We start from the raw sequence: 21,827 nt of genomic DNA, 5'->3' as shown, positions 1-21,827 counted from the left end.
AGGACGGAGGATTTTGAGCCGTGCACGCCACGGCCTTCGTGGCATGGTCCCGGAATGCGCCCTGGAAGGAACTCGTTCTACCAAACCTTGACCCAATTGGTCCGAGAGAAATGCTCGGATGCGCTCTGAGCTGTCAGATCGTCACCATCTGTGCATCCTCTGTGTGTTGCCCGTGCGGCGGGGCTCAGGGCGTCAGAGAAGAGTCAGCTGTGTCGGCGTCGTGTCCACCGCTGTCCTGGCCGGCGCCGGTTCGGGCTCCGGGATCCTTCTCGGCAGCCCCGCGCTCGTGGGCCCCATCCCGAACTCCTGTGCCAGCTCGTGGACCTGACGCGTGACCCGGCGCTGGTACCACTTCGGCGCGTACGCGCCCTCCGCGTACAGCCGCTCGTAACGCCGTACGAGATGCGGGTGGTGGCGTTCCAGCCAGGCCGTGAACCACTCGCGGGCGCCGGGCCGCAGATGCAGCACCAGCGGGGTCACGGACGTGGCCCCGGAGGCCGCGATGGCCCGTACCGTGGCGCGAAGTTGGGCCGGGTGGTCGCTGAGGAAGGGGATCACGGGGGCCATCAGCACCCCGCAGCCGATGCCGTGGTCGGTGAGGGCGCGTACGACGTCCAGGCGGCGCTCCGGGGCGGGTGTGCCCGGCTCGACGGTGCGCCACAGCTCGTGGTCGGTGAAGCCGACGGAGACGGAGACGCCGACCTCGGTGACCTCCGAGGCCTGCCGGATCAGGTCGAGGTCGCGCAGGATCAGCGTGCCCTTGGTCAGGATCGAGAAGGGGTTCGCGTGGTCGCGCAGGGCCCCGATGATGCCCGGCATCAGTTGGTAGCGGCCCTCCGCGCGCTGGTAGCAGTCGACGTTGGTGCCCATCGCGATGTGCTCGCCGTGCCAGCGGGGCGAGGCCAGCTGTCGGCGCAGCAGCTCGGGCGCGTTGATCTTCACCACGATCTGCGAGTCGAAGTCGAGGCCCGTGTCGAGGTCCAGATAGCTGTGGGTCTTGCGGGCGAAACAGTAGACACACGCGTGCGTGCAGCCCCGGTACGGGTTCACCGTCCATTCGAACGGCATGCGCGAGGCTCCCGGCACCCGGTTCACGATCGACCGCGCCCGGACCTCGTGGAACGTGATGCCGCGGAACTCGGGGGTGTCGAAGGTCCGGCTCGTCACCGTCTCCGCGCCGAACAGCGCGGCGTCCCGGGCCGTGGCGGGGTTCTCGGCCAGATGGTCCCAGCGCATGGACGCCTCCTCGGTTGCTCTGGCCCCAGAATAGAACAGATGTTCCCTTGATCGTGCGAACGAATTTTCGAACATCGTGTGCAGATGTGTCCGGGGCTGCCCGCATGTGCCTTCCCCTGCCCTTGGGGACCCCCGATTTGGGCCCTCCGGCCGGGGGGTGGTTGGCTTTCCGCACACCCCGGAGTCACCGAGTGCTGGAGGAATGGCAATGGCGCAGGTCGAGGCCACGACAGAACGAGTCGTCGCGGCGGACGCGGAGACGGTGTTCGACACCCTGGCCGACTACAGCGGCTCGCGCGGGAAGCTGCTGCCCCAGCACTTCAGCGAGTACGAGGTGCGCGAGGGAGGCGACGGCGAGGGCACCCTCGTCCACTGGAAGCTCCAGGCCACCAGCAAGCGCATCCGCGACTGCCTCCTGGAGGTCACCGAGCCCTCCGACGGCGAGCTGGTCGAGAAGGACCGCAACTCCTCCATGGTCACCACCTGGCGGGTCACCCCGGCCGGCGAGGGCAGCTCCCGAGTCGTCGTGACCACCACCTGGCAGGGCGCCGGCGGCATCGGCGGCTTCTTCGAGAAGACCTTCGCCCCCAAGGGCCTCGGTCGCATCTACGACGCCTTCCTCGACAACCTCGCCACCGAGGTCGAGAAGTAGCGGCCGGGTTCAACGGGCGGCACCGCAGCGCGCGTTGCCGTTCTCACCGGTTCGAGTGGATCTCCATGACGCTCCCCGGAACGCCGTAACTCGTGGCACTTACCGGCAGTTGCCGCTTAACGCGGGCATTGCGCGGTAAGTGCGACGAGGGGAGCGGTACGCATGGACGCGACCACACTGGTGAAGGACGAACCGGCCGCCACCACCGCACCACCGCCGACCGATCCGCCCCGACTCACACCACACCGCGTGCGGTTGGTGTTCTTCGCCCTCATGCTCGTGCTGCTCCTCGCCGCGCTGGAACAGATGATCGTGGCCACCGCGCTCCCGAAGATCGTCGGTGAACTGCACGGCCTGGACCGGATGTCCTGGGCGATCACCGCCTACCTGCTCACCGCCACCGTGGGACTGCCGGTCTACGGCAAGCTGGGCGACCTCTACGGACGCAAGGGCGTCTTCCAGTTCGCCATCGTCGTCTTCGTCGTCGGCTCGGCCCTCGCCGGGTGGTCGCGGACCATGGACCAGCTCATCGCCTTCCGCGCTCTCCAGGGCGTCGGCGCCGGCGGGCTCATGATCGGGGTGCAGGCGATCATCGCCGACATCGTGCCGCCCCGCGAACGAGGCCGCTTCATGGGTCTGATCGGCGCCGCGTTCGGCCTGGCCTCCGTCGCCGGACCACTCCTCGGCGGCTACGTCACCGACCACTTCTCCTGGCGGTGGTGCTTCTACGTCAACGTCCCCTTCGGCCTGGTCGCCCTGGCCGTCGTCACCCTCGTGCTCCAGCTTCCCAGGCCCACGGCACGGGGACGCCTCGACCTGCTCGGCTCCCTGCTGCTCGCCGCGGCTTCCACCTGCCTGGTCCTGCTGACCAGTTGGGGCGGCGTCGAGCACGCGTGGGACTCGCGCGTCATCCTGGGCCTCGCCGCGGGAGCGGTGGTGGCGACCGTCCTCTTCCTCGTCGCCGAGCGGTTCGCCGCCGAACCCCTCATCCCCCTGCGGCTGTTCAAGAACTCCGTCTTCGTCGTCACCGGGCTCGTGGGCCTCGCCGTCGGCATCGCGCTCTTCGGAGCCGCCAGTTACCTGCCGACCTTCCTGCAGATGGTGAACGGCGCCACGGCCACCGAGTCCGGGCTGCTCATGGTGCCGATGATGGCGGGCATCGTCGGCGCGTCCGTCGTCTGCGGCCGGCTCATCAGCCGCACCGGGCACTACGCGTCGTACCCGCTCCTCGGCAGCGCCCTGGCCGCCGTCGGCATGTGGCTGCTGTCCCGCCTGGAGACCGACACGCCCCGGCTGCACCACAGCCTGTGGACGGCCGTCCTCGGGGCCGGGATCGGCATGGTGATGCCCGTCCTCGTCCTCGCCGTGCAGAACTCCGTGCCCCCCGCCGACCTCTCCACCGCCACCAGCGCCAACAACTACTTCCGGCAGATCGGCGGCAGCGTCGGGGCGGCCGCCTTCGGCACGCTCCTCATGGACCGGCTCGCCGAACGCCTGCCCGCCCGCACGGACGGTGTCCTGCCCGCCCCCGAATCCCTCACCCCGGGCCTCGTCCACGCCCTGCCCGACCAGCTGCGCGACGCGTACGTCGAGGCCTACGCCGACGCCATGCCGAGGATCTTCCTGTACCTCGTGCCGGTGCTCGTCCTAGGGCTCCTCGTCGCCCTCTTCCTCAAGGAGAACCCCCTGGTGTCCCACGACGAGGTACCCGCAGAGCCCGCGCCCGCTCCGGCCCCCGCCGAGCCTCCGCCGCCGCCCCCGCTCTCCGTTCCGGTCACGCAGGCACGCGTGTACGTCCCCGGTGTCCCCGTCTGCGGCACCGTGCGGCACTCCGACGGCACCGTCGTGCCCCGGGCCGCGCTCACCCTCATCGACGCCACCGGACTCCAGACCGGGCGCGGCGGCAGCGGCGAGGACGGGCGCTACGTCCTGTCGACGCCCGGGCCGGGCGCGTACGTGCTGATCGCGGCGGCCGGCGGTCACCAGCCGCAGGCGGTCAGCGTGACGGTCGGGGAGCGGCCGGTCGAGGTCGACATCGTGCTCGGCGGTGCCGGACGGCTCGTCGGCACGGTACGGACGGCGGACGGCAGGGCCGTGCGCGACGCGACCGTCACGCTCACCAACGTCCACGGGGAGGTCGTCGTGACCACGCGCAGCGGGGAGGAGGGGCAGTACCTCATCACCGAGCTGGTGGCGGGGGAGTACACGCTCGCCGCGAGCGCGCACTCGTACCGCCCGGCCGCCCTCCCCGTCACCGTGCGGGCCGCCCGGGAGACCCGCCAGGACGTCGAACTCGCCGGCGGCGCCGTCCTGCGCGGCACGATCCGCGCCGGGGGCGGCAGGCCCGTCGAGGAGGCCCGGGTGACGCTGCTCGACGCCGCAGGGAACGTCGTCGACACGCTCACCACCGGTATCGACGGGACCTTCCGGTTCGTCGACCTCTCCTCCGGCGAGTACACGGTGATCGCCACCGGATATCCGCCCGTCGCGACGGTGCTCCAGATCGCCGGCGGTGGTAGGACGGAACGGGATCTGCAACTGGGGCACGCGGACTGATCTCGCGGGCAGGCGGGCGGGACCGGGGGGCGTGCGGGTCGGTTGTGCGCCGCCCATGCGGTGGACGGTGCGCCGGAGGCTCCCCCTGGGCAATTCGCGTGTTGGCACACATCGCGAAGCTACGCCGCCGTACGGTAGTGGGGGCGGCGCAGATCTTGCGGAGCCGTGGGGAGAAAGGGCCTTGGCCATGGACCGTGGCACCGACACGGGCGCGAACACCGGCCATGGAGCCGGTGACGGCACGGCGGAGCACGCCGTCGGCCGCATCCCTCTGGCCGTGGTCGTCGTCGACCGCTCCGGCCTCGTGTCCCACTGGAGCACCGGCGCCCGGCGGCTCTTCGGCGCCGACAAGGAGGCCGCGGTGGGCCGCCCCGCCCTGGACCTGCTGCCCGTCTCCGGCGCCCTCCCCGACGAGGAGGAGCACCACACCCCGCCCTACGGGGCGTACAGCCCGTACGACGAAGTCGGCCACGACCTGGAAACCTCCCTCGACGGACAGCTGTCCTACCCGGCCGCGGGGCGGGCCCGGCTCACGGTGCCCGAGCGAAGCGGGATGGGGGTCCCCCCGCCCGCAGGGTGGGGGAGGGACCGCGTCGACGTGCTGTGGTGGGCGTACCCCCTGGTCGGCCCCGGCAGCGGGCGCCTGCTGGTGCTGGCCGCCGACGCGGAGGCGCTGCGCCAGGGGGACGACGAGGTCGCCGTCGAGCGCATCGCACCCGGCTTCGCCCTGCACACCGACTTCCCCGGCGCCGAGGAACTCGCCCACGGGCTCCCCGAGATCCTGCCCAGCATGAGCGTCGGCGAGGGCGCCCGTATCGTCGCCCAGGTCCTCGAACTGGGCTATCCGGTACTGGAGTTCAGCCAGCACGACCGGGTGCCCGTCACCCCCGACTGGGGCGTGCCCCGGCGCGCCGAGCGGCGGGCGCGCCGCGAGCGGGCCGCGCGCGCCGTCGCTCAGGGGCTGCCGGTCCCGGAGGAGCTGAAGGACGAGGGCGAGGACCTCGAGTACGCGGCCGTGCGCGAGCGCCTGGAGTTCCTCAACGAGGTCAGCGGACGCATCGGCACCTCCCTCGACCTGTCCCGCACGATCATCGAGGTCAGCAAGGCGGTCGTCCCCCGCTTCACGGACGTCGCGGGCACCTATCTGCGCGAACAGGTCGTCGCCGGTGAGGGGTTCCCCGACGGGGTGCCCGACACGACCACCATGTGGCACCGCGTGGCCGTCGAGCACACGGACGAGCCGGGCCGCTGGGACGACGTCGTACCGGTCGGCGAGGCCATGCCGTTCCCGGCGCACACCCCGTTCTTCCAGTGCATGACCACCGGCGAGCCCGTCCTCGTGCCGCGCATCAGCGAGCAGATGGGGCACGCGATCGCCGCGCAGTTCGAGAAGCGCGACATCCGGCCGCTGATCACCCACCGGTCCATGCTGGTCGTGCCGTTGAAGGCCCGCAATGTCGTGCTCGGCTTCATGATCCTGCTGCGCCACCCCGAGCGCGAGGTCTTCGACGACATGGACCGCGTCACGGGCGCCGAACTCGCCGCCCGCGCGGGCCTCGTCCTCGACAACGCCCGCATGTACACCTACCAGGAGAACGTCGCCGAGACGCTCCAGGACAGCATGCTCCCGCAGATCGAGGCCCACCGGCCGGGCTGCGACATCGCCACCCGCTATCTGCCGGGCACCCTCCTCGGACGCGTCGGCGGCGACTGGTTCGACTCGGTGAAACTGCCCGGCGCCCGCACCGCCCTCGTCGTCGGCGATGTCATGGGGCACGGCCTCAACTCGGCCGCGATGATGGGTCAGTTGCGCACGGCCGTCCAGACCATGGCCGCCCTCGACCTGCCACCCGCGCAGCTCCTGCGCAACCTCGACGACCTCGCCCAGCGCCTCGGCGATCACTATCTGGCGACCTGTCTCTACGCCGTCTACGACCCCATCGTCGGCGAACTGCACATCGCCAACGCCGGTCACATCCCACCCGTGCTGGTCCGCGCGCTGGACGGCCGCAGCGAACTGCTCGACCTGCCCACGGGCGCGCCCATCGGCGTCGGCGGGGTGCCGTTCGAGGCGGTACGCGTGCGCGTGGAGCCCGGCGACCGGCTGGTGATGTGCACCGACGGCCTGGTGGAGGTGCGCGGCGAGGACATCGGTGTGGGCCTCGCGACGCTCTGCGAGTCCGCCGCGCACCCGGCCGCCTCCATGGACGACGCCTGCGACACGATCATCCGCGCCCTCAACACACGCGGCGGCCGCAAGGACGACGTGGCCCTGCTGATGGCGCGGCTCAACGGCATCGAGCCGGAGGACGTCGCCGAGTGGCGGCTCGCCCTCGACTGCGCGGAGGTCGCGCGGGCCCGTGCCGCCGTCCGCGAACAGGTGCACTCCTGGGGGCTGGGCTCCCTCGCGGACACCACCGAACTGCTGGTGGGCGAGCTGGTCACCAACGCCGTACGGCACACGCACAGCCGCCGGATCGAGCTCAGGCTGGTGCGGGGCGACACGCTGCTGTGCGAGGTCGACGACGACGATCACACCCTGCCGTCGCTGCTCAGCACGGGCCCCACCGACGAGTTCGGGCGCGGGCTGCGCGTGGTGAGCACCCTCGCGCGCGAGTGGGGTGCCAGCCGGACGGGCGCGGGCAAGACCGTGTGGTTCGAGCTGACTCTGCAGCGCCGCCGCCGCTGAAACGGCGTGCTGCGAGAGGTGTGTGCTCCGGGGCACCGGGGGCGAGGGACGGCGTAGGCGTCGCGTACGAGGCGTGAAGGATCGCGCGCTGTGCTTGTGGGTGCGTGCCGGGCGCGGTAGACCGATCTGGGCCGGTCGCACAGCGCGGGCCGCTGTCCGGCCGTTCGACCGGCGGCCGCTGTTTTGCCCCGTCGGCACCGGCGGGCCGTCCATCGCACTCCGGGAGTCGGGCATGAGCGTGACGAGTCGGTACAGGCAGGCCTGGGAGGGCTTCTGGAGCGAGGCCTCCGGTGAACCGGGCGCCGTCTTCTGGGACGCGGCCCCCGCACAGACCGCCGCGGTCCACCTCGCTCTGTTCGAGCCGCATCTGGTCAACCCCGGCCTGCCCTTCATGGACCTCGGCTGCGGCAACGGCACCCAGACCCGCTTCCTGGCCGACCGCTTCGACCGGGTGATCGGCGCGGACCTGTCGGTGGCGGCCCTGGACCACGCCCGCCGCGCCGACCCCAAGGGCAGGGCCGCCTACCGGCAGGTCGACGCTGCGGAGAAGACCGAGGCCAAGACCCTGCACACGGAACTCGGCGACCTGAACGTCTATGTGCGGGGCGTCCTCCACCAGTGCGAGCCCGACGACCGACAGCGACTCGTCGACAACATCGCCACGCTGGTCGGCGAGCGCGGCCGTGTCTGCCTCGTCGAGCTCGCCGAGACCGCCAAGCCCGTCCTCATGGGTCTGGCGCAGAGCCCCGCGGGCCCGCCGGCCAAGCTCGCGCCGATCTTCCGCCACGGCATCGCCCCCGGCGAGGTCTCCGACGCCGCGATCCCGGAGTACCTCCGCGCCGCCGGGCTCACGCTCATCGCCGACGGCGAGCTGCCGCTGGTCACCACCGAGTACACACCCGAGGGCGCCCGGATCGAGCTGCCGTCGAGGTGGTTCGTGGCGGGGCGCGCGGCTTAGCACTGGGCTGACCCAGGGCCGAGACAGCCAGTCCGATTCTCGTGGCTGCCTTCCTCTGTCGGATGGGCCGAACCGCCTTCCGACGGCGCCGGCTCATGGCATCGCTGTGGGCCGGGGTCCCTCGGACACCGACGGCTTCTTCGCCCTCCCCGATGTCCTCAAGGCCCTGACGGACCGCGAGCGCGAGGTCAGGTGAAGCCGCGTCCACGGAGCTGATCGGACCGGCGCGGGGCTGGCGGACGGCGGGTGGCCGGCTTCATGTCTCATGCGTCAGGGGCCAGGCGGTACGTCCACGGTGTACGGGAGTGGCGTCGGTCCGGGTTTCCAGGGCGTGCAGCACGGCCACCATGTCCTCGCCGCCGTGGCCCTGTTCGACGGTCTCGCCGTAGAGGGTGTGGCAGATGTCGAGGAGCGGGGAGGCCAGGTCCGCCTTGCGGGCGGCCTCCGCGATCAGGCGGTTGTTCTTCAGTACGTCCGCGGCGGCCGCCTGCACGGCGAAGTCGCGGGCCAGCAGCTTGGGTGCCTTCACGCGGGAGACGGCGCTGGCCATCGGGCCCGCGTCCAGGACGTCCCGGAGCAGACGCTGGTCGAGCCCGTGCCGGTCGGCGAAGTGGAACGCCTCGGTCAGCCCGGTCACCAGCGTGATCAGGAACAGGTTCACCGAGAACTTCATCAGCAGCGCGCCCGGCACCGCACCACAGGCGAACGTCTCCCGGCACATGGGGGCGAGCAGGGGCCGTACGGCCGCCACGGCATCCTCGTCACCGGCCAGCATCCCCACCAGGGCGCCCTGCTCGGCCGGGACGCGGGAACCGGAGACGGGGGCCTCGACGTAACTCCCGCCCGCCGCCCGGATGTCGTACTCCAGGCCGCCCGAGTACTCGGCCGAGGTCGTGCCCATGTGGACGACGGTGTGTCCGGCGACGCGTTCGGCGAAATCCGGGGTGCCGCGTCCCAGTACCGCGTCCATGGCCTCCTCGTGGGCCAGCATGAGGATCACGGTCTCGGCCCGGTCGAAGACCACGGCGGGACTCGCCGCGACCTCGGCTCCGGCGGCGCGCAGGGGCTCGCAGCCGTCGGGTGTGCGGTTCCAGACGACGAGGGGTGTCCCGGCGCGGGCGAGGTTGAGGGCCATGGGCTGTCCCATGACCCCCAGACCGACGAAACCGACGTACACGATGCCCTGCCTTTCCCGGCTCCCGAGGTGGCCGAGCCCTCGCGGTCGCTCTCGCCATCGACTATGACAGCGGTCATGGTAGTCGGCCCTATGACCGCTGTCATAGGGTGAGGGGCGGAGCACTCGCGACGGGGTGGTGGAGGTCGTAGATGGCGGTGGTCGAACGGGGGCCGCGAGAGCGGATGGTTTTCAGCGCGGCCCAGCTCATCCGGCGCGACGGGGTCGCCTCGACCGGTATGCGCGAGGTCGCCGCCCATGCGGGCGCCCCTCGTGGCTCGCTCCAGCACTACTTCCCGGGCGGCAAGGAACAGCTCGTCAACGAGGCGGTGGCCTGGGCCGGCCGGTACGCGGGCAACCGGGTCGCCCGCTTCCTCGCCGCGCTGCCCGAGCCGACGCCCAGCGGGCTGTTCGGCGAAATGGTGCGGCAGTGGACCGACGAGTACGAGGCGGCCGGCTTCGCGGGCGGCTGCCCCGTGGCCGCCGCCACGGTGGACTGCGCGGAGTCCTCCGCGTCCACGCGCGAGGCGGCGGCAGCGGCGTTCACCACCTGGACCGGGCCGGTGACGCGGGCCCTCGCGGACATGGGCGTGCCCGAGCAGCGAGCCGGTGCGCTCGCCACGCTCATGATCAGCGCCCTGGAGGGGGCGATCCTCATGGCCCGGGCCGAGCGGGACACAAGCCCGCTGACGACCGTGGCCCGGGAGCTCGGCCCCCTCCTCGACGCGGCGGTGAGCAAGAAGGGCTGACCGGCCGTTCCGCTGCTGCGGAAGCGTTTCTTTCCGGCGTTCAGCTCGGCAGGGAAGAGTACGAGGTTTCCGCGCGAAGATGCTCCCGGAAATTTCCCGTTCGGGTAATTCGCGGGAACAATCTTCTCCATGGACGACCTGGACCGGAAGATTCTCACCGAGCTGGCGTTGGACGGCCGCCTGACGGTCACCGAACTGGCCGCCCGGGTGAAGCTGAGCGTCTCGCCGTGTCACCGGCGTCTGCGCGACCTCGAACGTGCGGGCGCGATCCGCGGGTATCGCGCGATCGTGGACCCGGCTGCCGTCGGCCTGGACTTCGAGGCGTTGGTGTTCGCCACCCTGAGCTGGGAGGACCGGGACACCGTCACCGCGTTCGAGCAGGCCGTGACCGAGGTCCCGCACGTGGTGCAGGCGCAGCGCCTGTTCGGTGAGCCCGACTACCTCCTCCGTGTGGTCGCCGCCGACCTGACCGTCTTCCAGCAGCTCTACGACCAGCGGCTGGCCACCTTGCCGGGCGTTCAGCGCCTCACATCCACCCTGGTCATGAAGCAAGTCGTCAATGACCGCCCATTGCCTGAGTAGTGCTTTTTCGCCGACTGATTTCCCACCGGCGAATCGGCGTCCTGTGGGCCATCCCCGTCGGCATCGCCACCGCGTTCGTCCATGTTCGTCCGCGTTCGTCCGGGTGAAGCTCCGTCGTTGATCGACAGTCCGAGGTCATGACACGCCCCCGACCTGCCGGCTGGGCGGTGCGCGGCTGACGAGTGGCATGTGCGGTGGGGGAGGTCAATACTGGACAATTAGTGAGAAGGTGAAACATCACGAACGACCATGAGCCCAAGAAGACGCGCTCCTCGTCGGGGCAGGCGTCCGCCGAGGAGCGGGTGAGCGCGTCCGAAGCCATGCGTAGTGCCGCCCAGCAGCTCACCGAGCTGCTGGGACGGGCGCCCGAGTCTGTTTCCGCCCTGCGGCCGACCGAGCAGGGCTGGGAGGCCGAGGTCGAGGTCGTGGAGCTGGAGCGCATCCCTGAGACGAGCAGCGTGATGGCCAGCTACCAGGTCGTTCTGGATCCTGCGGGCCAGTTGCTCGCTTACGAGCGCGGACGCCGGTACACGCGCGCGCAGGTCGACAGGGGAAACAGCCGCTGAGAGCGGCCCCCTTCGTTGAAGGGAAGAGATCGTGACTGTGGTGCCACAGGGGGCGGGCGGCACCGTCGGCGCCCCCGCCGGTGGCTCGGGAAGCCTCTATGACGTTCTGGAACTCGTACTCGACCGAGGCCTGGTCATCGACGTGTTCGCGCGGGTCTCACTGGTGGGCATCGAGATCCTGAAGGTCGACGCCCGTGTGGTGGTGGCCAGCGTCGACACGTATCTGCGTTTCGCCGAGGCGTGCAACCGGCTGGATCTGGAAACGGGACGCAAGGCCCCCGCGCAACTGACGGACATCGTCGAGAACACCACCGAGGCGGGAGCTCGGGGCAAGAGCAAAGGTGCGCTGACGGGCGCGGTCAAGGCGGTCACCGAGTCGCTCCAGAAGGGGCACGAGGACGAGGGCGAGCGCGAACCGAGGCGCGAGAGGCAGCGAGAGCGTTCCGAGCACGGCTCCAGCCGCCGTTCCTCCAAGGACCGTGAGGAGTAGCGACCCGATGTCCGTGTACGTATACGCGATCAGCAAGGCGGCGCATCCGCTGGACCTCGAAGGCCTCCAGGGCGTCGGAGAAGCGCCCACGGAACTGACCACGGTCCAGGGCGGCGAACTGAGCGCCGTCGTCAGCCGGACCCCGGAGGATCTCGCGGTCCGCCGCCGCGATCTGGAGGCGCACCACGAGGTCCAGGAACACCTGTGGGCCGACGGCACCATCCTGCCGCTGAGCTTCGGGTTCGTCGCCGAGGACGAGGCCGCCGTGCGCGCCCTTCTGGAGGAGCGGGCGGAAACCTTCTCCCAGCGCCTCGACGAACTCACGGGGCGTGCGGAGTTCAACGTCAAGGGTCTGCAGGACGAGAACATGCTCCTGCGTGCTCTCCTCGAAGAGTCCGAGCGGGTCCGTGAGCTGAACGAGGCCACACGGGGCGGCGGCGGAACGTACGAGGACAGGGTGGCGCTCGGCGAACTCGTGGCCCAGGAGGTGCAGAACCGGCAGGGAGCACTTGCCGGGGAGGTCCTCGCCGCGCTGCGGCCGCTCGTACTGGCCGAGAAGGTGGCCCCGCCGTCCCAGCAGTACTTCTTGAGCGCGTCCTTCCTGGTGGAGGACGAGCGGACCGAGGAGTTCGCCGACGTCGGTGGTGAGCTGGCCGAGAGCCTGGGCGAGGGCGTCGAGCTCCGGCTTCGGGGCCCGCTGCCGCCGTACAGCTTCGTGTGAATCGCATGGCGCGTATGACCTGAGTAATCCGAATAACCCGAATGACTCGTACGGTCGCTGACGGCCGTTGACCGTCCGAACAGCACGAGGAGGCGGTGTGGGACTGGTCGGAAGCATCCTGACTCTGCCGTTCGCCCCGGTGAAGGGCATCGGCTGGGTGTTGGAAACGGTGGTGCGTGCCGCCGAGGACGAGTACTACGACCCCGCTCCCGTTCAGGAAGCGCTTGTGAACCTGGAGCGGGCGCGAACCGAGGGGCGCGTCGACGAGGAGGAGTTCGCGCAGAGAGAGGAGGAGCTGCTGCGCCGTCTGGAGGAAATCAGCGCCCACCGGCTCCAGCAGGGCGCGTAGCCCGGTCAATGGCGACGCGTGGGCACGGCCGTCGGGGAAAGAAGACTGGATCATGAAAAACGCCACGATAGGCGCGGCTGTCCTGGGCGGCTACGTGCTGGGGCGGACGAAGAAGGCCAAGGTTGCCCTCAGCCTCGGCGCGCTGCTGGCCGGAGCGAAGGCACGACCCGGGCAGCTCGGCAAGTTGCTCGACACTCCGTTCTTCAGCGGAGTCACCCAGCAGGTGCGCACCGAGCTGACGGACGCGAGCAAGGCGGCGGCGATCTCCGTACTCACGGCCAAGGCCGACAGCCTGGCCGAGGTGATCCACGACCGCACCGCGGGCCTGCAGGAGAAGGCACACGGGGAGAGCGGCAAGGACCGGTCGGAAGCGGAGCACGACGAGGACGCGGAGGACGACGAGGGCCGGGCCGAGGAGACCGCCGAGCAGGAGCCGGAGGAGCCGGAGGAGCCGGAGGCCCGGGACGAAGAGGCTGAGGACGAAGAGACGGACGAAGACGAGGAGGCCAGGGGCGAGGAGGAGGATCGAGAAGACGACGAGCAAGAGGCGCAAGAGGGCGACGAGGAAGAGGCTCAAGGGGGCGAGGGGCGGAGCGGGAAGCGGCGGAGTCCCGCTCGACGCACCTCGGCGCGCGGGGGTGAGGGGCGCGCGAAGGCAGAACACCGTGGCTCGGACCAGAAGAGCCCGTCCCGCCCGAGGAAGAAGACCGCTGCGGCGAGCCGCTCGAAGAGCGGAGCCACGGCAGGGTCGAGGAGGCAGGGCGATGGCTGAGGGAACGGCGGCGAAAGGCGGTTCGGCGGGCGCCGGGACTCTCACCAAGGCCCGCGAGCAGGCGCGGCAGAACCCCGGCGCGGTCCGGCTCAAGGAAGAACTCGAGCACTACGTCGAGGCCCGGCTGGAGCTGATGCTGCAGGGGGTGGGCCACGGCCTGGGTGAGGGAGCACGTCGGCTGAGCGAGGCGGACATCAGCCCTCTCGGGCTGGTCACTGCCGTGGGCAGGGGCGGCAAGAAGCTCCTCGAACGTATGCCGTCGGGAGAGGTGCTGAGCTCGACGGCGTCCCACACCAAGGACGCGGTGGTGGACACGGCGAAGGGCGTCACCGAGAAGGCCAAGGACGTCACGGGGATGGCGAAGGACGTCACCGAGAAGAAGCACGGAAGGCAACCTGAGGGCGGTGTCGGTCGGGGGCTCACCGTCATCGAGGACATCGACGTGGGCGCCCCGGTGAGCGACGCGTACGACCAGTGGATGCAGTTCCGGGACTTCGAGCGCTTCGCCAAGGGTGTGGTCGATGTCGAGCAGGAGGACGAGACCACCATCACGGAACAGGTGCCCGACGAGCGCATCGCGTGGACGACCGAAGGTGAGAAGGCCACCACCAAGGGCGTCGTCACCTTTCATCCGCTCGGCGAGAATCTCACCAAGGTGCTCCTCGTCCTCGAGTACCTCCCCAAGGGAATGGTCGAGAGGGTCGGGGGCCTGGTGCGGCCACAGGGCCGCCGCGCACGTCTCGATCTGAAGCTCTACCGCAAGTTCGTGATGATGAGAGGCGAGGCCACCGGTGGCAGCCGCGGTGAGATCCACGAAGGTGAGATGTCCGACGAAGAGGACGATGAGGACGACGAGAACGACGAGAACGACGAGGAAGAAGACGAAGAGGAAGTAGACAAGGAGGCTGTGGACGAGAAGGGCCAGGAGGACGAGGCCGACGAAGATGACGTCGACGACCTCGAAGACGTAGAAGACGCCGAAGACGTAGAAAGCGCCGAGGACGCAGAGGACGCAGAGGACGTCGAAGACGGGGAGGACGCCGAAGACGGGGAGGACTACGCCGCAGAGGAAGACCAACCGTGAGCCAGTCCGACTCCCCTGTTCCCACGCCGTCCCGGGGCCTCTACTCGTACGGTCAGGAGTCCTCCAGCGCGAATCTCGCCGACATTCTTGAACGCGTGCTCGACAAGGGCATCGTCATCGTCGGCGACATCAAGATCAACCTGCTCGACATCGAACTCCTCACGATCAAGCTGCGTCTCCTGGTGGCTTCGGTCGACAAGGCCAAGGAGATCGGGATCGACTGGTGGGAGCACGACCCCGCCCTGTCGTCCCGTGCCGAGAACCGCAGCTCCCTCAGGGCGCAGAACGAGCGCCTCCGCGCCGAGGTGGAGGAGCTCCGCAGCCTCGTCGCGCAGGCCCCGGCGGAGCTGTCCACGAGTAGGACGACCGAGCGCCGCCGCCCTCGTGAGACCGAGCGGAAGGCCACTCGCGCGGAGCCTCGGGAGAAGCGCCGCGAGGAGCGCCGCGCGGAGCCACGCCGTAAGCGGCGCAAGGTGGAGGAGGACGAAAGCGCAGACGACATCGAGGACATCGAGGAAATCGAGGACGACGAGCACCGGAGCTGAGGACCATGGACGGACAGCTGAGCTACGCGTACGCCGTGGTCCGGTCCTCCCCCTCGCTGGAGCGGACCGCGCTCTCCGGTGCCCGTGGGGTGGCGGGCGCCGCCGTCGGACTGGTGCACTCCGGCGCGGTGGCCGCCGCGGTCAGCGCGGTACCGCGGGACGAGTTCTCGGAGGGGGCGCTGAAGGGCCTGCTGGAGGACCTGCGGTGGCTGGAGACGACCGCACGGGCGCACCACCTGGTCATCGAGACGCTCGCCGCGCACACCACGGTCCTTCCCCTGCGACTGGCCACCGTCTATCTCGACGACAACCGCGTCCAGGAGATGCTGAGCGAGCGGGAAGAGGCGTTCACCGCGATGCTGGACCGGCTCGCCGATCACCTGGAATGGGGCGTGAAGGTCTACGCCGAGGCGCGTCCCGAGGAACCAGCGGCGGACGCGGGGCGTCCGGCCGACCAGCGGACCCCGGGCCAGGCGTACCTGCGGCAGCGCAGATATCAGCGCCAGGCACGTGAGGACGCGTGGCGGGCCGCCGAGGAGGCCGTCCGGCGGACCGAGGCCGGCGCCCGTGGCCTGGCGGTGGAGCGGGCCAGGCACCGGCCCCAGCAGGGGGACCTGGCCCGGGTGCCGGGGCAGAACATCGCCAATGACGCGTACTTGGTTCCGCGCGGCGTGGCCGAGGAGTTCCGCAGTCGGATGCGGCACGCCGCCGACGGTCTCCCCGGCGTCCGTGTGGACGTCACCGGACCTTGGGCCCCGTACTCCTTCGCCCTGCCCCTGTCACTCGACACGCAGGAAGGGCCCGGACACCGATGAGGGCGTACGACGACTACAGCGACGATGACGACTACAGCGACTACCACGCCCACGGCGGCTACGACGCCCACGGCGGCTACGACGACTACGAGGACCGCCCGGTCGCCCAGCCGCAGGTGGCGCTGATCGATCTGCTCGACCGGCTGCTGAGCGGTGGCGTCGTGCTCACCGGGGATCTCGTCCTGGCGGTCTCCGACATCGACCTGGTGCGGATCTCGCTGCGCGCGGTGATCGTTTCCATCCGTGAGCAGATGGACGAGCAGTGGGCACCTGTGCTTCCTGGCCTGGCGGCGCCCGAGCTTCCCGGGCGGGCCTCCGGGAGAGGGGTCGACCATGGTGACGAGCAACCCCTCTGACCGGCCGCACGCCGACCGGCTGAGCGAGGTGTCGGAGGCCGCGGCCCGCGCGTTCTCGCTGCTCCCCGCCGGGCCGGACGACGTCGCCCCGCCGCCCACCGGCCGACTCGGGGCCGCGCGGCGCCTGCACACGGATCCCGACACGGTGGAGCGGGACCTCGTCAGGCTGGTCCTCACCATTGTCGAGTTGTTGCGTCAGCTGATGGAGCGGCAGGCCCTGCACCGGGTCGACCAGGGCGATCTGAGCGAGGAGCAGGAGGAACGACTCGGCCTGACCCTGATGATCCTCCACGACCGGATGACCGAACTGTGCGACCGCTACGGCCTGACCATGGAGGACCTCAACCTCGACCTCGGCCCGCTGGGGACGCTGCTGCCACCCTGATGCCGCTTCCACTGCCGGAATGGTCTTCATATGGCTCCACCCGGGTACTCGGTGTCACACGGACAGAAAGTGACCAACTAGGACGAAACGGACGACGCTGAGTAAGGGAGTATGCGATGAGCACGGTGCAGGATGCGGTGGAGGTCGAGGTTCCCCTCCACACGGCCTACAACCAGTGGACGCAGTTCGAGGAGTTCCCGAAGTTCATGGAGGGCGTCGAGGAAGTGAGGCAGCTCGACGACCGCCACAACCACTGGGTCACCAAGATCGGTGGGGTGCGGCGCGAGTTCGACACGGAGATCGTCGACCAGCTGCCGGACGACCGGATCACCTGGCGGGCCGTCGGAGGCGACACCCGCCAACGGGGATCGGTCAGGTTCGAGCGGCTGGACGACACGCACACCCGGGTGGAGCTCACGATGGACCTCGAGCCCTCCGGCATGGCCGAGAAGGGCGCGGACGCGCTTGGCATGATCGACCGTCAGGTCAAGGGAGATCTGCACCGCTTCAAGGAGTACATCGAACACCGTGGTGGCGAGACGGGCTCCTGGCGCGGACGCATCCGGCCGGAGAACCCTGGTTCGCCCCTCTGACGCCCGCAGAGCGGAAGCACGTCTGACGCCCGGAGAGCGGAAACACGTCGCGGACCCGCGCCTGCCCACCGGTGCGGGTCCGCCGGCATGGACCCTCGCGAACCGGGACGACGGACTCGGACCTCCACGAGATCATTCACCGGGGCTGGACCGAGCCGACTGCATCGCTGGCTTCGACGGACTGCGGGAACAGGTCGAACTGTGCACACCGCGATGGGCCGCGCGCAGCCACCGGTTGCTGAACGAGCTGAGTCAAGGAGCGAGGTCAGGGTCCGGCGTGGCGCTCCAGCAGGGGCCGCACGCTGAGCGGTTGGACCTCCAGCAGGACGATGGTGGTGTTGGACCGGACGACACCGGGCACCTCCAGCAGGCTGTTCGTGATGCGATGCAGATCCTCCGTGTCCCGGGCGACGACACGGGCGAGCATGTCGGCCTCGCCGGTGGTCACGAGCAGTTCCACCACCTCCGGGATGCGCAGGATCCCCTCGCGGGTGGCCAGCCCCACCCGCTGACTGACAGAGAGAGTGATCAGGGCCAGCAGCGGATAACCGAGGGCGGCAGGGTCCACGCGCCGACTGGGTTCCCTCAGTCGGCCGCTTTCCTCGAGCCTCCTCAGTCGGCTCTGCACGGTGTTGCGGGCGAGACCGAGTCGGTCGGCCAGCGCGACGGTCGTGGCCTGTGGGTCTGCGTCGAGGGCCAGGAGGATTCGGGCGTCGACGGCGTCCACGTTTCGCATGATGCTCAGTATGACATGCCCCCCAGGGATGGAATTGAGCATTCTGCTCATTAATTCTTCTCGATATTGCGCATATCAATGGGTGTTTCTACCTTCTCGCCATGCAGAAAGCCCAATGCAATGGCATGCCAGTGAAGAGCGTTCCTCCTGCCGACCTCCACGTGTGGGGCGACGAGGACGAGGTCGTGGCAGCCGCCGTGCACTACGCGTGGCGGCGCCTCAAGGAGGAACCGGACCCGAAGACGGGCGCCCGCCCCGCCGCTGACCTCGCGGCCGCGGCCGCTACGGCCGTCAGCCCGCAGGGCATCGGTGGCGCCGCGGCCCTCACCCTGTTCGACCGGGTCCTGTCACCCGCCACCCGTGCCCAGAACGGGCCGATGAACCTCGCGTACATTCCCGCGGCCCCCACCCGTGCCGCACTCGCCTTCGAAGCGGTCACCGGCGCGGCGAACATCTTCGCCGGAACCTGGGAGTCCGGAGCCGGTGCCATCCACGCCGAGAACGAGGCGCTCGCGTGGCTCACCCGGCTCCTCGGCTGGCCCGGCACCGCGGCGGGTTGTTTCGTCAGCGGCGGCACGATCGGCAACCTCTCGGCCCTCGTCGCGGCCCGCGCCGCCGCGGCCACCACCGGGCCCCGGCCGGCGGACGGCTGGAAGGTCGTGTGCGCCGACAGCGCCCACTCCTCGATCAAGTCCGCGGCACGGGCCATGGACGTCGAGGTCGTCACCGCACCGGTGGACGCGCGGGGACACCTCACCGGGGCCGCCGTGAACGAGGTCCTCGACTCCACCCCTGGAGTCTTCGCCGTGGTGGCGACCGCCGGCACCACCAACGCCGGCCTGATCGACGACCTCGACGACATCGCCGACGCCTGCGAACGTCACGGCGTATGGCTGCACGTCGACGGCGCCTACGGTGGTGCCGGCCTGGCGGCAGCCAGTGTGCGGCACCGCTACAACGGCATCGAGCGGGCCGACAGCTTCATCGTCGACCCGCACAAATGGCTCTTCGCACCGTACGACTGCTGCGCACTGCTCTACCGGGACCCCGCACCCGCACGCGCCGCGCACAGCCAGTCGGCGCACTACCTCGACGCCATCGACCGCGCCGTCCACAACCCGGCTGACCTGGCCCTCCACCTCAGCCGACGCGCCCGCGGCCTGCCCTTCTGGTTCAGCCTGGCCGTCCACGGCACCGACCGGTACACGCAAGCCGTGGAGCAGACGCTGACGACCAGCCGACAGGTCGCCGACGCCATACGCGCCAGCGACCACCTCCGCCTGGTGACCGAACCCGAGCTGTCCGTCGTCCTCTTCGAACGGCCGGGCTGGACCGCGCAGGACTACGCGAAGTGGTCCGCGCGAGCCGCGGAAACGGGTGCCATGCTGTGCGTGCCCACCCAGTGGAACGGCGCGACAGTCCTGCGCATGGCCTTCGTCAACCCCGACACCCGCGCGGACGACGTGATCGACGTACTGCGCACCCTCAGCTAGCAGTTCGTCGGGTCACTGACAACCGCTGGACCCCACTGTGACCCATGGCGGCAGGCGTCACGTTGTTGGTCACCGGGACAGCTCGCGCCTGCCGCCGGCACCTCGCTAGAGGGCGGGCAGCAGGCGCGAGATCGGCTGAAGGCGCCGGCATCCCTGTCCGGTCAGCTCGTCACGCGGAAGGTGGCGTCGCTGCGTCCTGTCGCTGTGGTGATGGGGTCGAGCTGCAGTTGGTACGCGTAGTGGCGGATGTATCGGTCCGGGTAGTTGTACGACTGGAACGAGGACCAGGACGAGTCGGCGAGACCGGCGACCTGCCGGAACGTGGCGTCCGCGGCGAACTGGGCGGTGCCGTCGTTGTAGACGAGCTGGAAGTCGAACCCGGCGTGCCGCAGGTAGTAGCCGGGGAAGTTCACCGACTCGAAGGAGACGGTGCCGGAGCCCGCGAGGCCCGGGCGCAGCCGGAACTGGGCGTCCTGGCTGGTGACGTTCTGATCGATGCGCACGTCGAAGTTGGCGTGCCGTACGTAGCGGTCCTGGAAGTTGAAGGACTGAAGCCGCTTGCCCGGGACGTTGGCCCAGCGTGCCTGGATCCGGGCGTCCTCGGCGGCCGTCAGGTTCAGGATCGAGCCGTGGCGCTTCTTGTTGCCGCCCAGGGAGTAGGTGCCCGACGTCGGGAGCTTGAAGGTGCTGGGGGCGGACGGGTTGGTCGTCGAGACCGGCATGTATCCCTTACCGGCCGCGTACTGGTCGAGGTAGAGGGTCCACTCGTTGCGGTCGCGGAACTTCATCCACATCGGACCCTCGACCTGGGAGCCGGTCAGACCGATGCCGGAGAGGTTGCCGAGGTTGGTCCAGGTGCCGAGGATCGAGTTGCTGCCCTCGAGCGTGATCTGGCCGTCACCGGAGGCCCGTACGTAGCGGTAGTTGCCGACGCCGGAGGGCACCTCGACGATCTGGGTGTCGATGATTTCCTGGGTGCCGGGGCGGTCGATGTAGATCTGCGGGGTGGTGATGGAGCGGAAGTCGCTGGTGTGGGCGTAGTAGATGCGGTGCTTCGTCGCGCCGTTGAGGGGCTTGTTCGTCGCCCAGTACAGGACGTAGTCGTTGCTGGCCGGGTCCCAGATCGCTTCCGGCGCCCACGCGTTGCGCCCGTCGGGGATCGCGCCGGCGACATTGAGCAGCCACGGCGCGGACCAGGTGACCAGGTCCGTCGACTCCCACACCACAAGACTGCGGCTGCCGTCGTTGATGGACTGACTCCACGTCTGCCCGCAGTCGATGCACAGGTCGGTCGCGATGATCCAGTACTTGCTGCCGTCGGGTGAACGGACCAGTGCGGGGTCGCGCACCCCGCGCGTGCCGACGGTGGAGCGCAGGGTCATCCCGCCGCCGTTGAGATCGGTCCAGTTCAGACCGTCCGCGCTGTACGAGAAGTACATCTGCTGGCCGGTCGACCCCTCCCCGATGAAGTGCGTCATCAGGTAGCCCGGGTCGGCCGCTGCGGCCCGCTGGGGTGTGGTCAAGGCCTGGCCTGTGAAGAGCAGGCAGGCGGCGACCAATATCGCCGCCAGCCGGGAGAGAACCGCGGACATGTGCGTTCCTGTCTTTCTGCAAGTGCCATGATCGGGTGAAAGTGAGGGGGAGGCTTGCCTCCGTGCCATCGGGGCAGGACCGGCTCCCGCGCGACGTGGGATGTCATGTAATGCCGGTCAGCGGCCGGGGAGCCGCGGTTTCCGCACGGGCGTGCCGGCGACCGGAGACCCCGCGGTGGCGGGCCGGGTGACGAAGGCAGTGGAAAGGGCCGACAGAGCTGTCTCAGGAGTGAGCCAGTGACGGGTGCGGAACACAGGCTGTCCCCTTCGACGACCATGGTTCGAAAATTCGAACAGCGTTCGCAAGTTCGAGCAGAAGATAGATGTCAGCCAAGACCACGTCAATGGAACTGGCCGGTTCGATCCCCGAATCGGCGCACCGGGCGCGACGGTCCGAGGTGGGGCGGGTCGGACCGGCTCCGGTAGTCGAGGTCCTCTGCCTGAATGCCCAGCCGTTGGTCGAGGTCGCTCGCCCATTGCCGCGCCGCGCAGAGGCAAGACCAATAGCGCGGTCATGATCGGCCGCGGCGCTCGCGTTCGTGGGCGCTCATGGTGAGGGTGCGCCCCACGCTTTACTCTCCTGAACTGCAAAGGCTCCCTACGAGCTCGGGCCGCTCGTGAGAAACCCGACTGCGCAACCATTGGCACGGCGCTGCGCCAGGACCAGGATCTCGCCTGCAAACATGCGAGTGAAACGATTCAAAATGCCCCGGATCCGGCAATTGCCTTCCCTC

At 69.8% G+C, this 21,827-nt stretch carries 22 protein-coding genes; 18 read left to right on the top strand and 4 right to left on the bottom strand.

What is annotated here, in order from left to right; all coding sequences use genetic code 11:
• Positions 1 to 192: 192 nt before the first annotated feature.
• Positions 193 to 1,236 (bottom strand): Rv2578c family radical SAM protein, encoded by a 1,044-nt coding sequence (locus SGFS_RS14585; protein ID WP_286250501.1) that lies wholly within the window; start codon positions 1,234 to 1,236, stop codon positions 193 to 195.
• A gap of 208 nt (positions 1,237 to 1,444) precedes the next feature.
• On the opposite strand from SGFS_RS14585, the gene SGFS_RS14580 reads away from it, so the two are divergent.
• From SGFS_RS14580 to SGFS_RS14565, 4 genes are all read left to right on the top strand, one after another.
• Complete coding sequence (locus SGFS_RS14580) at positions 1,445 to 1,888, top strand: SRPBCC family protein (protein WP_286250500.1); 444 nt, start codon at positions 1,445 to 1,447, stop codon at positions 1,886 to 1,888.
• Between the two features lie 162 nt (positions 1,889 to 2,050).
• Positions 2,051 to 4,444, top strand: coding sequence for an MFS transporter (locus SGFS_RS14575; RefSeq protein WP_286250499.1), 2,394 nt, complete (start codon positions 2,051 to 2,053; stop codon positions 4,442 to 4,444).
• Between the two features lie 187 nt (positions 4,445 to 4,631).
• The gene (locus SGFS_RS14570; protein ID WP_286250498.1) at positions 4,632 to 7,133 is read left to right on the top strand and encodes a SpoIIE family protein phosphatase; all 2,502 of its coding nucleotides are present in this window, start codon (positions 4,632 to 4,634) and stop codon (positions 7,131 to 7,133) included.
• Between the two features lie 232 nt (positions 7,134 to 7,365).
• Positions 7,366 to 8,091, top strand: a complete 726-nt coding sequence (locus SGFS_RS14565) for a class I SAM-dependent methyltransferase (protein WP_286250497.1) — start codon at positions 7,366 to 7,368, stop codon at positions 8,089 to 8,091.
• A 256-nt stretch (positions 8,092 to 8,347) separates the two neighbouring features.
• On the opposite strand, the gene SGFS_RS14560 is transcribed toward SGFS_RS14565, so the two are convergent.
• Entirely contained in the window at positions 8,348 to 9,271 is a 924-nt protein-coding gene (locus tag SGFS_RS14560; RefSeq protein ID WP_461852252.1) for an NAD(P)-dependent oxidoreductase, read from the bottom strand.
• A gap of 146 nt (positions 9,272 to 9,417) precedes the next feature.
• On the opposite strand from SGFS_RS14560, the gene SGFS_RS14555 reads away from it, so the two are divergent.
• The 13 genes from SGFS_RS14555 to SGFS_RS14495 all read left to right on the top strand — a co-directional run bounded on the left by SGFS_RS14555 (position 9,418) and on the right by SGFS_RS14495 (position 17,272).
• Complete coding sequence (locus SGFS_RS14555) at positions 9,418 to 10,014, top strand: TetR/AcrR family transcriptional regulator (protein ID WP_286250495.1); 597 nt, start codon at positions 9,418 to 9,420, stop codon at positions 10,012 to 10,014.
• A gap of 129 nt (positions 10,015 to 10,143) precedes the next feature.
• The gene (locus SGFS_RS14550) at positions 10,144 to 10,596 is read left to right on the top strand and encodes an Lrp/AsnC family transcriptional regulator (RefSeq protein WP_286250494.1); all 453 of its coding nucleotides are present in this window, start codon (positions 10,144 to 10,146) and stop codon (positions 10,594 to 10,596) included.
• Between the two features lie 236 nt (positions 10,597 to 10,832).
• Positions 10,833 to 11,162, top strand: coding sequence for a gas vesicle protein GvpO (locus tag SGFS_RS14545; RefSeq protein WP_286259932.1), 330 nt, complete (start codon positions 10,833 to 10,835; stop codon positions 11,160 to 11,162).
• Positions 11,163 to 11,199: 37 nt separating this feature from the next.
• Positions 11,200 to 11,652: a gas vesicle structural protein GvpA gene (locus SGFS_RS14540; protein WP_434028195.1), complete on the top strand. Its 453-nt coding sequence runs from the start codon at positions 11,200 to 11,202 to the stop codon at positions 11,650 to 11,652.
• Between the two features lie 7 nt (positions 11,653 to 11,659).
• The gene (locus SGFS_RS14535; RefSeq protein WP_286250492.1) at positions 11,660 to 12,373 is read left to right on the top strand and encodes a GvpL/GvpF family gas vesicle protein; all 714 of its coding nucleotides are present in this window, start codon (positions 11,660 to 11,662) and stop codon (positions 12,371 to 12,373) included.
• Between the two features lie 97 nt (positions 12,374 to 12,470).
• Positions 12,471 to 12,722 carry a gas vesicle protein GvpG gene (locus tag SGFS_RS14530; protein WP_286250490.1) on the top strand — a complete coding sequence of 84 codons (252 nt, stop codon included), beginning with the start codon at positions 12,471 to 12,473 and terminating at the stop codon, positions 12,720 to 12,722.
• 52 nt (positions 12,723 to 12,774) lie between these two features.
• Positions 12,775 to 13,494, top strand: coding sequence for an ABC transporter substrate-binding protein (locus SGFS_RS14525; RefSeq protein WP_286250489.1), 720 nt, complete (start codon positions 12,775 to 12,777; stop codon positions 13,492 to 13,494).
• Positions 13,487 to 14,578, top strand: coding sequence for an SRPBCC family protein (locus SGFS_RS14520; RefSeq protein WP_286250487.1), 1,092 nt, complete (start codon positions 13,487 to 13,489; stop codon positions 14,576 to 14,578). Before SGFS_RS14525 ends, SGFS_RS14520 begins: the two co-directional genes overlap by 8 nt.
• The gene (locus SGFS_RS14515) at positions 14,575 to 15,123 is read left to right on the top strand and encodes a gas vesicle protein (protein WP_286250485.1); all 549 of its coding nucleotides are present in this window, start codon (positions 14,575 to 14,577) and stop codon (positions 15,121 to 15,123) included. The genes SGFS_RS14520 and SGFS_RS14515 overlap by 4 nt, the downstream gene beginning before the upstream one ends.
• 5 nt (positions 15,124 to 15,128) lie before the next feature.
• Positions 15,129 to 15,938: a GvpL/GvpF family gas vesicle protein gene (locus SGFS_RS14510; RefSeq protein WP_286250483.1), complete on the top strand. Its 810-nt coding sequence runs from the start codon at positions 15,129 to 15,131 to the stop codon at positions 15,936 to 15,938.
• Entirely contained in the window at positions 15,935 to 16,294 is a 360-nt protein-coding gene (locus SGFS_RS14505) for a gas vesicle protein (RefSeq protein ID WP_434027059.1), read from the top strand. Before SGFS_RS14510 ends, SGFS_RS14505 begins: the two co-directional genes overlap by 4 nt.
• Positions 16,272 to 16,679, top strand: coding sequence for a gas vesicle protein K (locus SGFS_RS14500; protein ID WP_286250482.1), 408 nt, complete (start codon positions 16,272 to 16,274; stop codon positions 16,677 to 16,679). The genes SGFS_RS14505 and SGFS_RS14500 overlap by 23 nt, the downstream gene beginning before the upstream one ends.
• A gap of 116 nt (positions 16,680 to 16,795) precedes the next feature.
• Entirely contained in the window at positions 16,796 to 17,272 is a 477-nt protein-coding gene (locus tag SGFS_RS14495; protein ID WP_286250481.1) for an SRPBCC family protein, read from the top strand.
• A 265-nt stretch (positions 17,273 to 17,537) separates the two neighbouring features.
• Here the strand turns inward: SGFS_RS14495 and SGFS_RS14490 are convergent, their stop codons facing one another.
• Complete coding sequence (locus SGFS_RS14490; RefSeq protein ID WP_286250479.1) at positions 17,538 to 18,008, bottom strand: Lrp/AsnC family transcriptional regulator; 471 nt, start codon at positions 18,006 to 18,008, stop codon at positions 17,538 to 17,540.
• Between the two features lie 125 nt (positions 18,009 to 18,133).
• On the opposite strand from SGFS_RS14490, the gene SGFS_RS14485 reads away from it, so the two are divergent.
• Positions 18,134 to 19,501, top strand: coding sequence for a pyridoxal phosphate-dependent decarboxylase family protein (locus SGFS_RS14485; RefSeq protein WP_286250477.1), 1,368 nt, complete (start codon positions 18,134 to 18,136; stop codon positions 19,499 to 19,501).
• Positions 19,502 to 19,662: 161 nt separating this feature from the next.
• On the opposite strand, the gene SGFS_RS14480 is transcribed toward SGFS_RS14485, so the two are convergent.
• Complete coding sequence (locus SGFS_RS14480) at positions 19,663 to 21,093, bottom strand: glycoside hydrolase family 43 protein (RefSeq protein WP_286250475.1); 1,431 nt, start codon at positions 21,091 to 21,093, stop codon at positions 19,663 to 19,665.
• Between the last annotated feature and the right edge of the window lie 734 nt (positions 21,094 to 21,827).

The organism is Streptomyces graminofaciens (assembly GCF_030294945.1).
In the GTDB taxonomy this organism is placed as follows: Bacteria; Actinomycetota; Actinomycetes; order Streptomycetales; family Streptomycetaceae; genus Streptomyces; species Streptomyces graminofaciens.
The sequence above is the reverse complement of the archived record's forward strand: the minus strand, read 5'-3'. Positions and strand labels throughout refer to the sequence as shown.

Coding starts and splice junctions, on each gene's coding strand:
- SGFS_RS14510 (WP_286250483.1), top strand. CDS start 15,129: ATGGACGGACAGCTGAGCTACGCGTACGCCGTGGTCCGGTCCTCCCCC.
- SGFS_RS14550 (WP_286250494.1), top strand. CDS start 10,144: ATGGACGACCTGGACCGGAAGATTCTCACCGAGCTGGCGTTGGACGGC.
- SGFS_RS14555 (WP_286250495.1), top strand. CDS start 9,418: ATGGCGGTGGTCGAACGGGGGCCGCGAGAGCGGATGGTTTTCAGCGCG.
- SGFS_RS14480 (WP_286250475.1), bottom strand. CDS start 21,093: ATGTCCGCGGTTCTCTCCCGGCTGGCGGCGATATTGGTCGCCGCCTGC.
- SGFS_RS14490 (WP_286250479.1), bottom strand. CDS start 18,008: ATGCGAAACGTGGACGCCGTCGACGCCCGAATCCTCCTGGCCCTCGAC.
- SGFS_RS14570 (WP_286250498.1), top strand. CDS start 4,632: ATGGACCGTGGCACCGACACGGGCGCGAACACCGGCCATGGAGCCGGT.
- SGFS_RS14520 (WP_286250487.1), top strand. CDS start 13,487: ATGGCTGAGGGAACGGCGGCGAAAGGCGGTTCGGCGGGCGCCGGGACT.
- SGFS_RS14535 (WP_286250492.1), top strand. CDS start 11,660: ATGTCCGTGTACGTATACGCGATCAGCAAGGCGGCGCATCCGCTGGAC.
- SGFS_RS14575 (WP_286250499.1), top strand. CDS start 2,051: ATGGACGCGACCACACTGGTGAAGGACGAACCGGCCGCCACCACCGCA.
- SGFS_RS14525 (WP_286250489.1), top strand. CDS start 12,775: ATGAAAAACGCCACGATAGGCGCGGCTGTCCTGGGCGGCTACGTGCTG.
- SGFS_RS14580 (WP_286250500.1), top strand. CDS start 1,445: ATGGCGCAGGTCGAGGCCACGACAGAACGAGTCGTCGCGGCGGACGCG.
- SGFS_RS14500 (WP_286250482.1), top strand. CDS start 16,272: ATGGTGACGAGCAACCCCTCTGACCGGCCGCACGCCGACCGGCTGAGC.
- SGFS_RS14485 (WP_286250477.1), top strand. CDS start 18,134: ATGCCAGTGAAGAGCGTTCCTCCTGCCGACCTCCACGTGTGGGGCGAC.
- SGFS_RS14565 (WP_286250497.1), top strand. CDS start 7,366: ATGAGCGTGACGAGTCGGTACAGGCAGGCCTGGGAGGGCTTCTGGAGC.
- SGFS_RS14505 (WP_434027059.1), top strand. CDS start 15,935: ATGAGGGCGTACGACGACTACAGCGACGATGACGACTACAGCGACTAC.
- SGFS_RS14585 (WP_286250501.1), bottom strand. CDS start 1,236: ATGCGCTGGGACCATCTGGCCGAGAACCCCGCCACGGCCCGGGACGCC.
- SGFS_RS14495 (WP_286250481.1), top strand. CDS start 16,796: ATGAGCACGGTGCAGGATGCGGTGGAGGTCGAGGTTCCCCTCCACACG.